General features: G+C 69.2%; 15 protein-coding genes. 10 read left to right on the forward strand and 5 right to left on the reverse strand.

Features of this window, described 5'->3' with window-relative positions:
- Positions 1 to 155 precede the first annotated feature (155 nt).
- Both TSO221_RS17535 and TSO221_RS35990 read left to right on the forward strand, forming a co-directional pair.
- Positions 156 to 551 (forward strand): hypothetical protein, encoded by a 396-nt coding sequence (locus TSO221_RS17535; protein ID WP_247878105.1) that lies wholly within the window; start codon positions 156 to 158, stop codon positions 549 to 551.
- Between the two features lie 271 nt (positions 552 to 822).
- On the forward strand, positions 823 to 981 hold the full coding sequence (locus TSO221_RS35990) for a hypothetical protein (protein ID WP_199229517.1): 159 nt from the start codon (positions 823 to 825) through the stop codon (positions 979 to 981).
- A gap of 105 nt (positions 982 to 1,086) precedes the next feature.
- Here the strand turns inward: TSO221_RS35990 and TSO221_RS17540 are convergent, their stop codons facing one another.
- The 4 genes from TSO221_RS17540 to TSO221_RS17555 form a co-directional block, all read right to left on the reverse strand.
- Positions 1,087 to 1,446: a hypothetical protein gene (locus TSO221_RS17540; RefSeq protein WP_109119806.1), complete on the reverse strand. Its 360-nt coding sequence runs from the start codon at positions 1,444 to 1,446 to the stop codon at positions 1,087 to 1,089.
- A 99-nt stretch (positions 1,447 to 1,545) separates the two neighbouring features.
- The gene (locus TSO221_RS17545) at positions 1,546 to 1,830 is read right to left on the reverse strand and encodes a hypothetical protein (RefSeq protein ID WP_109119807.1); all 285 of its coding nucleotides are present in this window, start codon (positions 1,828 to 1,830) and stop codon (positions 1,546 to 1,548) included.
- A gap of 89 nt (positions 1,831 to 1,919) precedes the next feature.
- Positions 1,920 to 2,786, reverse strand: coding sequence for a universal stress protein (locus TSO221_RS17550; protein WP_109119808.1), 867 nt, complete (start codon positions 2,784 to 2,786; stop codon positions 1,920 to 1,922).
- A gap of 127 nt (positions 2,787 to 2,913) precedes the next feature.
- The gene (locus TSO221_RS17555; RefSeq protein WP_109119809.1) at positions 2,914 to 4,443 is read right to left on the reverse strand and encodes a bifunctional aminoglycoside phosphotransferase/ATP-binding protein; all 1,530 of its coding nucleotides are present in this window, start codon (positions 4,441 to 4,443) and stop codon (positions 2,914 to 2,916) included.
- 193 nt (positions 4,444 to 4,636) lie between these two features.
- Here TSO221_RS17555 and TSO221_RS17560 point away from each other — a divergent pair, with 193 nt between their 5' ends.
- Both TSO221_RS17560 and TSO221_RS17565 read left to right on the forward strand, forming a co-directional pair.
- Complete coding sequence (locus TSO221_RS17560) at positions 4,637 to 5,194, forward strand: acyloxyacyl hydrolase (protein ID WP_247878106.1); 558 nt, start codon at positions 4,637 to 4,639, stop codon at positions 5,192 to 5,194.
- A gap of 95 nt (positions 5,195 to 5,289) precedes the next feature.
- A complete protein-coding gene (locus tag TSO221_RS17565) occupies positions 5,290 to 6,216 on the forward strand; it encodes a DMT family transporter (RefSeq protein ID WP_247878107.1) in 927 nt (308 codons plus the stop codon).
- Positions 6,217 to 6,219: 3 nt separating this feature from the next.
- Here the strand turns inward: TSO221_RS17565 and TSO221_RS17570 are convergent, their stop codons facing one another.
- A complete protein-coding gene (locus TSO221_RS17570) occupies positions 6,220 to 6,723 on the reverse strand; it encodes an invasion associated locus B family protein (RefSeq protein ID WP_109119810.1) in 504 nt (167 codons plus the stop codon).
- A gap of 233 nt (positions 6,724 to 6,956) precedes the next feature.
- Between TSO221_RS17570 and pstS the strand changes: the two genes are divergently transcribed.
- From pstS to TSO221_RS17600, 6 genes are all read left to right on the forward strand, one after another.
- Positions 6,957 to 8,033 carry a phosphate ABC transporter substrate-binding protein PstS gene (pstS, locus tag TSO221_RS17575; RefSeq protein WP_247878108.1) on the forward strand — a complete coding sequence of 359 codons (1,077 nt, stop codon included), beginning with the start codon at positions 6,957 to 6,959 and terminating at the stop codon, positions 8,031 to 8,033.
- A gap of 65 nt (positions 8,034 to 8,098) precedes the next feature.
- Complete coding sequence (gene pstC, locus TSO221_RS17580; RefSeq protein ID WP_109119812.1) at positions 8,099 to 9,079, forward strand: phosphate ABC transporter permease subunit PstC; 981 nt, start codon at positions 8,099 to 8,101, stop codon at positions 9,077 to 9,079.
- Positions 9,080 to 9,084: 5 nt separating this feature from the next.
- Positions 9,085 to 9,966: a phosphate ABC transporter permease PstA gene (gene pstA, locus TSO221_RS17585; RefSeq protein ID WP_109119813.1), complete on the forward strand. Its 882-nt coding sequence runs from the start codon at positions 9,085 to 9,087 to the stop codon at positions 9,964 to 9,966.
- A 23-nt stretch (positions 9,967 to 9,989) separates the two neighbouring features.
- On the forward strand, positions 9,990 to 10,808 hold the full coding sequence (gene pstB, locus TSO221_RS17590) for a phosphate ABC transporter ATP-binding protein PstB (RefSeq protein ID WP_109119822.1): 819 nt from the start codon (positions 9,990 to 9,992) through the stop codon (positions 10,806 to 10,808).
- A 200-nt stretch (positions 10,809 to 11,008) separates the two neighbouring features.
- Positions 11,009 to 11,803, forward strand: a complete 795-nt coding sequence (locus TSO221_RS17595) for a DNA/RNA non-specific endonuclease (RefSeq protein ID WP_109119814.1) — start codon at positions 11,009 to 11,011, stop codon at positions 11,801 to 11,803.
- Between the two features lie 11 nt (positions 11,804 to 11,814).
- Positions 11,815 to 12,069 (forward strand): hypothetical protein, encoded by a 255-nt coding sequence (locus TSO221_RS17600; protein ID WP_109119815.1) that lies wholly within the window; start codon positions 11,815 to 11,817, stop codon positions 12,067 to 12,069.
- Positions 12,070 to 12,144 lie beyond the last annotated feature (75 nt).

Below are 12,144 nucleotides of genomic sequence, written 5' to 3' on the forward strand. Positions count from 1 at the left end.
GATCGTATCCCTCCCGCCGCCTTTCGGCCAGGGCGGGGCGCCCCGTCCCCGGTCTTGGTTTCCTGGGCCGTGGCTTTCCGGCCGGCATCGGCTATACTCCGGCATCAGCGACGATGCGGGCGGCCGGACGCCGCCCCGTCCGGGAGATCCGAACCGTGACCGACGAGACCCCGCGACGCCCCGCCCCCGGCGGCGTGGCCCCCACCTACACCATCTTCCTGCGCGACTTCAGCGCCCCCGTCCTGCTGCGCGGCGAAGAGACGCAGCGGCCGGCGCACTTCAACGTCCGCCTCACCGTCACCCACCCCGGCCCCAACTTCCCGGACGACATCGCCGCCGTGATGTCCTACGAACCCATCGTCCAGGACCTGCGCCGCCTGTGCGCCGACGCGCGCCCGTCGGGCGCCGAGGAACTGGCGGAGCGGGCGGCCTCGCTGTGCCTCAAGCAACCGGAGGTCGGCAGCGCGCGCGTCGAGGTTGAGCTGGCCGACCGGAGCACCGGCGCAATTGCCGGCGTCACCGTATTCAGGGGGCACCCCGAAGGGGTGTAACCCCATCGAATCTCCAGCCTCGGCCAGCCTATGACCTTCCGCCAGGACGATGGTGCAACGCACCAACTTCTCTATGTCATTGACTGGGAACGATTGCTGCACCGCACGCAGAATCTTGGCCGAAGGTCGTTTATCCTGAAGGCGAGCCGACCAAAGCGGTAATGACAGAGAGTTTCCCCATCGACTAACCTTGGGAAATACTGTGCCGCCGAGTTTCCTTTGGCAAATGCGCCGCCCGTCATAGCGGTCGGCCGATAGGGAGGAGGAAACGATGGAGTTTGGTAAGGACCCGAGTCTGTCGGAGATCCTGGACGACCCGATCGTCGTGGCCGTGATGAACCGCGACGGCATCGACCGCGAGCATGTCCAGCTCCTTATGGAGCAGATGCGCCGCCGCCTGCGCGCCCGGCAGGAGCGCCTCGCCGCCTGACCGTCCACCTCCGCCCAGGGCCCACGGAACGAGGCCCCGGCGCCCAGCCAACGCACGCCGTCGCCGCCATGAGCGGGACGGCGTTTTCTGTATCCACGGGAAACGCTACTTCACATTGGCGATGCGGAAGGTCCGCGGCTCGCCGTCGTGCTCGGTGATGGTGACGTATTCGCCCTGCACGAAGGTGTGGCGGTCGAAGCGGAAGATCGGCTCCTCGTCCTCGTCGTCGCCCTCCTCGTAATGGAAGGCCCAGCGCTGGCCGCGGTGGATGAGCGCGCCGTGCTGGTCGTCCTCGCCGCGCCAGAAGCGGTGCACCAAGCACTTGTCGCGACTGGCGCGCCACTCGTCCACGTCGAAGTGCCCCTCGGCGTCGAGCGGCGCCACGAACTCGTAGCCGTGTTCGCTGCTGCCCTCGGGGTGCTCGCGGGTGCGGGCCAGTTCCAGACGGATCTTCTTCAGCGCCACGGCGGGGTCCTCGCTCAGAGGGGCTCAGGGGATCGGAGACACGGACGGGAGCGCCGCGCAGCGCCCCCGTTCACCCTCCCTGAAGAGAATAATGTCCCGTCAGGCCCCGAGGTTCCAGGCCCCGTAAACGCCTTCGTGGTGCGCCACGAAGTCGCGCAGGACCGAGGTCAGCTCGGCGACGTGCCGGGCGTTGCCGTGGCGGCGCGCCCGGTCGATGTCGTCGCGGATGAAGGCGGCGATGCGGCGCTGGCCATCCGCGCAGTGGACCAGACAGCAACCCAGTTCGACCGCCACCATCTCCGGCACGTGCTCGTGCTCGGCAATGGCGTCGATCTCGCGCTCGGTCAGATCGCTCAGCGCGATGCAGTCCTCGATCGTCAGCATGGGGCGGCTCCTTCCCTAGGGATCGTGAGCCGTACCTGGAGGGCCAAAGACCGTCCGGCGTGGAGGGCGTGTCCGTGCCGCGCGTCGGTTCAATGGGCCATCAGCACCGGCAGGCCGGCGTGGCCGAGTACGTACCGGGTTACACCACCCAGGATCAGCTCCCGCATGCGGCTGTGCCCGTACCCACCCATTACCAGGAGGTCGGCGCCCAGTTCGGCCGTCTTGCTGGTGAGCATATGGCCGACCGGCTCCGATCCCGGCTTGACAATGGTTAACTGACAGTTAACGTCGTGCCAAGCTAGATATTCGGCGATGCGACGACCGGTCGCAGCCTGGGTCGACGAGGTCTCGGCGGTCAGGACGTAGACGGTGTCGGCCCGGCGAAGGAAGGGCATGGCGCCGGCCACCGCACGGGCCGATTCGGCGCTGCCGTTCCAGGCCAGCGCGATGCTCTTGCCGATGCGTCCCAGACCGGCCTGCGGCGCCAGCAGCAGCGGGCGGGCCGCGCTGAGCAGCGCCGTCTCCAGCGTGGCGTAGGCCTGCGCGTCGCGGTCGATCTCGGTGTGGGCGAACACCAGCAGGTCGGCGAAGCGGCCTTCCAGCGCCACCACCTCCTCGGCACGGCCGACCACCTCGCGCCAGCGGGCGGAGACGCCGCCGACCGCAGACGGCCCTTCGCGCAGGTCGACCTGCTCGCGGTGCAGCACCGCTTCGAAATGGCGGCGGGCGGCGGTCAGGTGGCTGTCCGACTCGTTCTCGGCGGCGCGCATGATCTCATCGACCATGGCGCCGGACATGCCCTCGCCCAGCATCGGCACCGCGTCGCGCGGGTCGAGCTTCACGAACAGGCTGTCGACGTGCGCGTCGAACAGGCGGGCGACGGCGATCGCCGCCGACAGGGCCACGGGATCGGACTCGGAGCCGGCCACCGGCACCAGAATGGACTTGATCGACATCTTCGCCTCCGCGGCCGTTCCACGGCCCGTCTTCCTTCCGGAACACCCGTGGTGCACGGTGCAAGCGCGGGCGCCGGTCACCGCCCATGATACTCCAAGCCGTTGCCGCGCGCCCGTCCCGAATGCGTTAACCCAGCATCCCCTTCGCCGCATGCAGCACCGCGGCGGGATCGCCGTCCGTGTCGAGCCGCGCCCAGGTGATGTCTCCGGTGTCGTAGCCCTGCTGCGCCCGCACCACCGCGGCCGTGGCGTCCGACGCGTCGCCGCTGCGCGCGTCCACCCGGTCGACTCGCGCCGGCAATGCCGCCTCCAGCCACAGCCCCTGGAAGGCGGTGCCGGCCCGACGGGCCGCCGCCTCGATGGCGGCGCGCTCCTCGGGACGGGAGTAGACGGCGTCGGCCAGCACGGCGTGTCCGGCCGCCAGCGCCACGCCGGCGCGGCGCGCCAACTCGGCGTAGACGCGCTGCGTCGCCGCGGGCGTATAGGCGTCGGCCGGCAGGCGCACCGTCTCGTCCACCTGCATCAGGTGCTTGCGCAACGCGTCGCTGCGCAGGATGAGCGCGCCCGGCGCGGCCCCGAGCCCGGGGGCAAGGCCGCGCGCCAGCGTCGTCTTGCCGGTGCCCGACAGCCCGCCGACCGCCACCAGCAGCGGATGCGGCGGCTCCAGCGCGGCCACCGCCTGCCCTAGGTAGGCGACGGCCTCCGCCTCCAGCGCCCGGGCCGTCGCCGGGTCGGGCTGCACGGCGGCGGCCGTGGCGTCGATCTTGGCGCGCACCGCCGCCCGCGTCGCCAGGAACAGCGGCAGCAGCGCCAGCCCCTCCAGGTCGCCGGTGATCTCCAGGGTGCGGTTGAACACCGCGTTGCCAAGCGGGCGCAGGCCGCGGTGGTCGAGGTCCATCAGCAGGAAGGCGAGGTCGTACAGCACGTCGATGACGGCGAAGGAGTCGTCAAACTCGATGCAGTCGAACAGCGTCGGCCTGCCGTCGTGCAGCACGATGTTGCGCAGGTGCAGGTCGCCGTGGCAGTGCCGCACCAGCCCGTCCCGCGCCCGCGCGTCCAAAAGGGCCGCATGCCGCGCCAGCGCCGCCTCCGAACCCTCGGCTAGGCGGGCGACCCGCTCCGGCGGGAAGAGATCGGGACGCTGGCGCAACTCCTTCAGGTTCCCGGACACCACGGCGCGCATGGCCGCCGCCCCGCCGCCGTCCGGGCGCCGCACCGCCTTGGCATGGAAGGCGGCCACCACCTCCGCCAGGCGGCGCATCAGGTCGGGCGTCAGCGCGCCGCGGTCGGCGAGCCGGTCGAACAGCTGGTCCGAATCGAAGCGCCGCATCACCACCACCCAGTCCAGCGCCTCCCCCGCCCCGCCGAGCGCCAGCCGCCCGTCGGCGCGGCGCACCACCGCCTCGACGCTTTCGTAAAGATCAGGCGCGGTGCGGCGGTTGAGCGCCAGCTCGGCCTCGCAGGCGGCGCGGCGCTTCTCCGCCGTCGAGAAATCCAGATAGGGAAGGCGCACCGCGCGCTTCAGCTTGTACGCCCTGGGGCCGGCCAGGAAGATCAGGGCGGCGTGGGTGTCGATGCGCTCCACCGCCCGGCCGCCGTGGCTGCGCGGGTCGCCGAGGAAGGCGATGGTGTCGGTCTGGTCGGCGCTGGCGTCCATCCCGAGCATCGTACCACAGCGGGCACGGCGCCGCCGCCACGACGGGGTAGCGGCTTTGCCCCCTTGCAATTAAGGGGGGCGAATCCCTATTGACGATGTGGAAACATTTTTCGGTCATGCTGTGGTCATACCGGAACCCAAATAGGGCCAGACCCCAAATAGGGTTCCGGTTCGGGATCATGGGAGGCGTGCCGTGGTGCGCTGCCGTTTTGCCATTGCTGTGGTCGCCCTGGGCTGCATGAGCGCCCTCGGGCCGGCGCGCGCCGAGGAGGCGCCGGCGGCCGGGGACAGCGTGCCGAACTGGCGGCTCGGGTCGCTCGCCTTCTCCAACGCCGTGCCGACCGACCGGTCGGAGCGCATCGGCGAGCTGCACACCAAGTACCGCCTGGGCGCCGCCCCGCTGCCGGGGCTGGAGCCGTATGCGGCGCTGAAGCCCTGGGTCGCCGGCTCGACGCAGCCGGACGGCACGATGACCAGTCGCGGCGGCGTGCTGCTCGACGTGCCGGTGGGGTCCTTCACCTTCACGCCCAGCGTCGGCGCCGGCTACGTCAGCAACTCGCCGCGCGACACCCGCACCCCGCTGGAGTTCCGCTCGCAGGTCGAGTTGAACTACCAGTTCGAGAACCGCTCGCGGGTGACGCTGGGCTACAGCCGCATCACCGGCGGCCCGGCGACCGACGGCAGGACGGACGCCAACAACGTGGTCGGCTTCACCTACCGCCTGCCGTTCGGCGCGCTGCTGGGCCGATAGGGTTTCAGGGCCGATAAGTCTGCGAACCGTCTGCAACGCGGCCATTCGGACACGGCATGCGGTTCCGGCCGCGATTGTTTGTTAGCATCCGCGGCATGCCCGACCATTCCTCGGTTCCCCCCATCGTCCAGCGGGTCGATAACGCACCGCGCGGCATCCTGATGATGCTGGTCGCGGTGTTCCTGTTTTCCATCCTCAATGTGCTGGTGAAGGTGACGGCGGAGGACTATCCGCTGACCCAGGTCACCTTCTTCCGCAACGCCTTCGCGCTGCTGCCGGTGTGGGCGACGGTGATGGCGCAGGGTGGCTTCGGCAGCATCCGGACGGCCCGGCCGATGGGGCACCTCTGGCGCTCGTGCGTCGGCCTCACGTCGATGACGCTGATGTTCTGGTCGTTCCACCTGCTGCCGCTGGCCGACGCGGTGGCGCTGAACTTCGCGGCGCCGCTGTTCCTCACCGCGCTGTCGGTGCCGCTGCTGTCCGAGCAGGTGGGCGTCCACCGCTGGAGCGCGGTGGCGGTCGGCTTCGTCGGCGTGCTGATCATCGTGCGGCCGAGCCCCGACATGCTGAACCTCGGCGCCATCGTGGCGCTGGGCGCGGCGCTGGCGCAGTCCTTCGCGATGATCGCGATCCGCCAGCTCAGCACCAGCGAGACCGCCAACTCCATCGTCTTCTACTTCACGCTGACGACGACGCTGCTGTCCGCGCTGACGCTGCCTTTCGCGTGGCGGACGCCGGACCTCTGGGGCTTCGCGCTGCTGGTGGCGACCGGGCTGGTCGGCGGCACGGCGCAGCTGTTCATGACGCGCGCCTACACGCTGGCCCCGGCGGCGGTGATCGCGCCGTTCAACTATGCCTCCATCGTGTGGGCGGCGCTGTTCGGCTGGACGCTGTGGTACGAGGTGCCGGACCTGCACGTCGTCGCCGGTGCCGCCGTGGTGGTGGCGAGCGGCTGCTACATCCTGCACCGCGAGACCCTCAAGCACCGCGCCGTGGTGAGCGGCGCGGCGGGCGAGGATTGAGGCCTACTTCAGGCTCCGCGTCATCTCCTCGAAGGCCTGCTTGAAGCCCTTGAGCGGGAAGTCGAGGTCCTGCTGGCTGCCGTCCTTGAAGGTGTAGCGCGTCAGCACCGTCGTGCCGCCGCGGAAGCTCTCGCCCATCTTGTCGGCGGCGAAGTTCGGGAACACGCAGACGTTGATCGTCGACACCGACGATTCGATGCGCGGCTGGCGGTCGACGCGCAGCGCGCAACGCTCCACCACGCCCTTGTCGATGGTCAGGAACAGCTCGTAGTCCTTGCCGACCGGCACCACGCTGATCGCCGCGACGCGCGCGTTGCCCGACGGGTCGCCGAGCAGGCGGTAGACCAACACCCGGCAGTTGCGCGTGTCGGTCATGCGGTCGACGGTGCAGTCGGCCAGCCACTGCCCTTCCGGCCCAAGCTCCTCCACCGCCGCCGCCCCGGCGCTCCCGGACAGAAAGCCAAGGCCGGCAAGGCCGAGGCACGCGATCGTCGTCCACCGATTCATGGAAACCACTTCCCCCGAAAGCCGCCGGACCCCCGTCCGGCACCCGCGATCCTATCCCCAATTCGGCGTAGCTCAAACGGCGAGGAGACAGATCTCCCATGAGGCAGAAAGGGGGCACAATTCACAAAACCGCAACACAACTGCAACATACAGGACTCACAGCGCCGCTAAGGTCCGCCCCGTCCGAGCCGCCGTCCACAGACGCGCCGGACCCACACACGGGAGACGAGATCGTGACCATCCTCACCAAGACGACCCTCCGCCACGCCGCGCTCGGGTTGTGCGCTGCCGTGGCGTTCAGCGGGGCCTCCGTCGCGGCTCAGGCGGCCGACATTTCCGGCGCCGGCGCGACCTTCCCCTACCCGATCTATTCGAAGTGGGCCGACGCCTACAAGAAGCAGACCGACGTCGGACTGAACTACCAGTCCATCGGCTCGGGCGGCGGCATCAAGCAGATCAAGGCGAAGACGGTCACCTTCGGCGCCTCCGACATGCCGCTCAAGCCGCAGGAACTGGACGAGGCCGGCCTGGTGCAGTGGCCGCAGATCATGGGCGGCGTGGTGCCGGTCATCAACCTCAAGGGCCTCAAGTCGGGCGAGATCAAGCTGAGCGGCACCGTGCTCGGCAACATCTACCTCGGCGAGGTCAAGAAGTGGAACGATGACCAGATCAAGGCGCTGAACCCCGGCGTCAACCTGCCGAACACCGCCATCGCGCCGGTGTACCGTTCCGACGGGTCGGGCACCAACTTCCTGTTCACCGACTACCTGTCGAAGGCCAGCCCGAAGTTCGGCACGCAGATCGGCGCCAACACCTCGGTCCAGTGGCCGGCCGGCATCGGCGCCAAGGGCAACGAGGGCGTCGCCAACATGGTCAAGCAGACCGAAGGCGCCATCGGCTACGTCGAGTACGCCTACGCCAAGCAGAACAACATCCCGTACGCCGCCCTGAAGAACAAGGACGGCAACGTGGTGATGCCGACCATCCAGGCCTTCCAGGCCGCCGCGGCGAACGCCGACTGGGCCAATGCCAAGGGCTACTACGTCATCCTGACCGACGAGCCGGGTGCGGAGAGCTGGCCGATCACCGGCGCCAGCTTCATCCTGATGCACAAGGCGCCGCAGGATCCGGCCACCGCCACCGAGGCTCTGAAGTTCTTCGACTGGGCCTTCAAGGACGGCGGCAAGCTGGCCTCCGACCTGGACTACGTCCCGATGCCGGACAATGTGGTGCAGATGATCCGCAAGACCTGGGCGGATCAGATCAAGGCCGGCGACAAGCCGGTCTGGACGGCCGCCGCCACCAAGTGATACGTCCAGCCTGAGCAGTGGGGAGGTTCGGTCCGCCGGTCCTCCCCACGGCCGTTGGAGCCACCATGACTGAAATCGCCGTCGTGTCCGACCGGACTTCCCTCGCCACCAGCCACGGCCAGCGCCAGCGTCTGCAGGACGCCGCGTTCCGCCTCTCCACCCTGTTCTTCGCCCTGGTCGTGCTGACGCTGCTGGGCGGCGTCATCATCGCGCTGGTGGAGGGCTCCATCCCCGCGCTCAAGGCGTTCGGGCTGGGCTTCGTCGCCACCGAGGTGTGGAACCCCGTCACCGAGAAGTTCGGCGCGCTGGCGCCGATCTACGGCACGCTGATCACCTCGCTGATCGCCATGGCCGTCGGCGTCCCGGTCAGCTTCGGCATCGCCATCTTCCTCACCGAGGTCTGCCCGGTGTGGCTGAAGCGTCCGCTGGGCGTCGCCATCGAGCTGCTCGCCGGCATCCCGTCGATCATCTACGGCATCTGGGGCCTGTTCGTCTTCGCGCCGTTCATGCAGAGCACGGTGCAGCCGTTCCTAATCGGCACGCTGGGCCAGCTGCCGTTCCTGGAAGACATCTTCATGGGCCCGCCCTACGGCATCGGCATCCTGACCGCCGGCATCATCCTGGGCATCATGGTGCTGCCGTTCATCACCTCGATCACCCGCGACGTGTTCGAGACGGTGCCGCCGATGCTGAAGGAATCCGCCTACGGCCTGGGCGCCACCACCTGGGAGGTGGTCTGGCGCGTCGTGCTGCCCTACACCCGCGTCGGCGTGGTGGGCGGCCTGATGCTGGGCCTGGGCCGGGCGCTGGGCGAGACCATGGCGGTCACCTTCGTGATCGGCAACTCGCACCGCATCGCCTCCTCGATCCTCGCCCCGGGCACCACCATCTCCGCCGCCATCGCCAACGAGTTCACCGAGGCGGTGGGCGACGTCTACACCTCGTCGCTGGTGGCGCTGGGCCTGATCCTGTTCGTCATCACCTTCATCGTGCTGACGCTGGCCAAACTGATGCTGCTGCGCCTGCAGCGCAACGCCGGGACCTGACCGCCATGACGCAAGCCTCCGCCACCGCGGTGCACAGCATCGACTTCGGCATCTACCGCCGCCGCCGGCTGGTCAACGGCGCCGCCCTGACGCTGGCGCTGGGCGCCGCCGGGCTCGGCCTGTTCTGGCTGGTGGCCATCCTGTGGACCCTGCTGTGGAACGGCCTGGGCAGCCTCAGCTTCGGGCTAGTCACGCAGATGACGCCGCCGCCCGGCGCCGAGGGCGGCCTGCTCAACGCCATCTTCGGCACCGTGGTGATGACCTCGCTGGCCACCATGCTCGGCACGCCGATCGGCATCCTGGCCGGCACCTGGCTGGCCGAGTTCGGCAAGACCAACAAGCTGGCCGAGGCGATCCGCTTCATCAACGACATCCTGCTGAGCGCGCCGTCGATCATCGTCGGCCTGTTCATCTACGAGGTGCTGGTGATCCGCATGGGCCACTTCTCGGCCTGGGCGGGGGCCGTGGCGCTGGCGGTGATCGTCATCCCGGTGGTGGTGCGCACCACCGAGGACATGCTGAAGCTGGTGCCCAACAGCCTGCGCGAGGCTGCGGCGGCGCTGGGCGCGCCGCAGTGGAAGGTGGTGACCATGGTCGCCTACCGCGCCGCGCGCAACGGCATGATCACCGGTGTGCTGCTGGCCATCGCGCGCATCAGCGGCGAGACCGCGCCGCTGCTGTTCACCGCGCTGAACAACCAGTTCTGGAGCACCGACATGAACGCCCCGATGGCGAACCTGCCGGTGGTCATCTTCCAGTACGCCATGTCGCCCTACGAGGAGTGGCAGCGGCTCGCCTGGGGCGGCGCGCTGATGATCACGCTGGCGATCCTGATCCTCAACATCGGTGCCCGCACCTTCGCGGCCCTCAGCACGAAGAGCAAGTGACCATGGCCGACGCAAGCCGCACGATGGACATCCGCACCGAGGTTCGCCGCCAGCCGACCGGCAACGGGGCCGTGGCCGGCGCCGGGCTGGCCGAGAAGATCACGATCCGCGACCTGAACTTCTACTACGACGGCTTCCGGGCGCTGAAGAACATCAACCTGCCGCTCTACGACCGCCGGGTGACGGCGTTCATCGGCCCGTCGGGCTGCGGCAAGTCCACGCTGCTGCGCATCCTCAACCGCATCTACGACCTCTACCCGAAGCAGCGGGCCGAGGGCGAGGTGCTGCTGGACGGCGACAACATCCTTTCGGCCAAGCAGGACCTGAACCTGCTGCGCGCCCGCGTCGGCATGGTGTTCCAGAAGCCGACGCCGTTCCCGATGTCGATCTACGACAACATCGCCTTCGGCGTGAAGCTGTACGAGAAGCTGTCCGGCGACGAGATGGACGAGCGCGTCGAGTTCTCGCTGCGCCGCGCCGCCCTGTGGGACGAGGTGAAGGACAAGCTTCGCCAGAGCGGCCTCAGCCTCTCCGGCGGCCAGCAGCAGCGCCTGTGCATCGCCCGCGCCATCGCGGTGAAGCCGTCGGTGCTGCTGCTCGACGAGCCGACCTCGGCGCTCGACCCGATCTCCACCGCCAAGTGCGAGGAGCTGGTGGACGAGCTGAAGTCCGACTACTGCATCGCCATCGTGACGCACAACATGCAGCAGGCGGCGCGCGTCTCCGACTTCACCGCCTTCATGTACCTGGGCGAGCTGGTCGAGTACGGCGAGACCGAGACCATCTTCACCAACCCGTCCAACGAGAAGACGGCGGAGTACATCACCGGGCGGTTCGGGTAACGCCGTCATCCCCCTCATCCGCTTTCTCTGACCGTCATCCCCGCGAAAGCGGGGATCCATACGTTCCACAGGCATTCGCTTTGGGAATTATGGATCCCCGCCTTCGCGGGGATGACGATATTGGGTAGTGCGCGGGCGCACGGTGAACCACCGCCCGCAGCCTGTGTTGATAGCGGCACCGAAGCCATTCCGGTGCCGCCATGCTTCGCATCCTCGCGTTCGCCGCCGCGCTGCTGGCCGCCTCGGCCGCCGCGCTGGCCGCTCCCAGCGCCTGCCCGCAGCACTTCGCCGGGGGTGATGCGCCCGACCTGCTCAACCAGCGCCTCGCCGCCAAGACGCGGGCGCTCTGCTACGGCGGGTACGCCGTGCTGCACTCCGGCGTCACCCGCACGCCGCTCTACGCCGCCGAGCGGCTGACCCGCGAGCGCATCGTCGCGACCGACGCGATCAAGCGGCAGGGCACGTTCCACGCCGACCCGAACCTGCCGCGCGACGAGCGCGCCGAGCTGTCGGACTACGCCCGCTCCGGCTTCGACCGCGGCCACATGGCGCCCGTGGGCGACATGCCGGACCCCAAGCAGCAGAACGAGTCGTTCAGCCTCGCCAACATGATTCCGCAGAATCCGGAGAGCAACCGCGACCTGTGGAGCGACATCGAGGCGGTGGCGCGCGCGCTGGCCCGCCGGCAGGGCGATCTCTACGTGGTCAGCGGGCCAGTCTACCGCGGCGACCGGATCGAACGGCTGAACAGCCGCGTGCTGATCCCGACGCACGTCTTCAAGGCGCTGTACGATCCGGTGACCGGGCAGGCCGGCGCCTATCTCGTGCCGAACGCCGCGGGGGACGACTGGACGGCGCTGTCGATCAGCCAGCTGCGGGACCTGACCGGGATCGACGTGTTCCCGGCCCTGCCCCCGTCCGTCAAGGACGTCGCCATGCCCCTGCCCGATCCGGAGCCGCAACGCCGCCGGCCGCAGGTCGGCGAGAGACGATAGGAAGGTTGCCGATGAAGACGATCAAGCCCTACGCCAACGAGAGCGACTCCGTCGGCATCGCCGGCCTGACGGTGGAGAACCGCACCGACCGCGTGTCGCTGTACGGCAGCCTCGACCTGACGCGCGACAAGGACGGCCTGCAGAACGCCCGTGCCCTGCGCGACCTGCTGGACCGCGTGGTGACGGCGCTGGAGGCGGACAAGGCCCTGCCCGACCGGATCCCGCCGCCACAGGCGACGGACAACGTGGACAACCCGTTCTCATAACCCCTCTCCCGCCCCGGGAGAGGGAGGGGCCCGCCGCGTTGCGGCGGGAGGGGGAGGGGCAGTGCCAGGGTCCTT

It is taken from the genome of Azospirillum sp. TSO22-1 (genome assembly GCF_003116015.1).
GTDB lineage: Bacteria > Pseudomonadota > Alphaproteobacteria > Azospirillales > Azospirillaceae > Azospirillum.

Excerpts from the sequence above, each read along its gene's own strand:
- TSO221_RS35990 (WP_199229517.1), top strand. The coding sequence starts at position 823 with ATGGAGTTTGGTAAGGACCCGAGTCTGTCGGAGATCCTGGACGACCCG.
- TSO221_RS17545 (WP_109119807.1), bottom strand. The coding sequence starts at position 1,830 with ATGCTGACGATCGAGGACTGCATCGCGCTGAGCGATCTGACCGAGCGC.
- TSO221_RS17550 (WP_109119808.1), bottom strand. The coding sequence starts at position 2,786 with ATGTCGATCAAGTCCATTCTGGTGCCGGTGGCCGGCTCCGAGTCCGAT.
- TSO221_RS17555 (WP_109119809.1), bottom strand. The coding sequence starts at position 4,443 with ATGGACGCCAGCGCCGACCAGACCGACACCATCGCCTTCCTCGGCGAC.
- TSO221_RS17565 (WP_247878107.1), top strand. The coding sequence starts at position 5,290 with ATGCCCGACCATTCCTCGGTTCCCCCCATCGTCCAGCGGGTCGATAAC.
- TSO221_RS17570 (WP_109119810.1), bottom strand. The coding sequence starts at position 6,723 with ATGAATCGGTGGACGACGATCGCGTGCCTCGGCCTTGCCGGCCTTGGC.
- pstC (WP_109119812.1), top strand. The coding sequence starts at position 8,099 with ATGACTGAAATCGCCGTCGTGTCCGACCGGACTTCCCTCGCCACCAGC.
- pstA (WP_109119813.1), top strand. The coding sequence starts at position 9,085 with ATGACGCAAGCCTCCGCCACCGCGGTGCACAGCATCGACTTCGGCATC.
- pstB (WP_109119822.1), top strand. The coding sequence starts at position 9,990 with ATGGACATCCGCACCGAGGTTCGCCGCCAGCCGACCGGCAACGGGGCC.
- TSO221_RS17595 (WP_109119814.1), top strand. The coding sequence starts at position 11,009 with ATGCTTCGCATCCTCGCGTTCGCCGCCGCGCTGCTGGCCGCCTCGGCC.
- TSO221_RS17600 (WP_109119815.1), top strand. The coding sequence starts at position 11,815 with ATGAAGACGATCAAGCCCTACGCCAACGAGAGCGACTCCGTCGGCATC.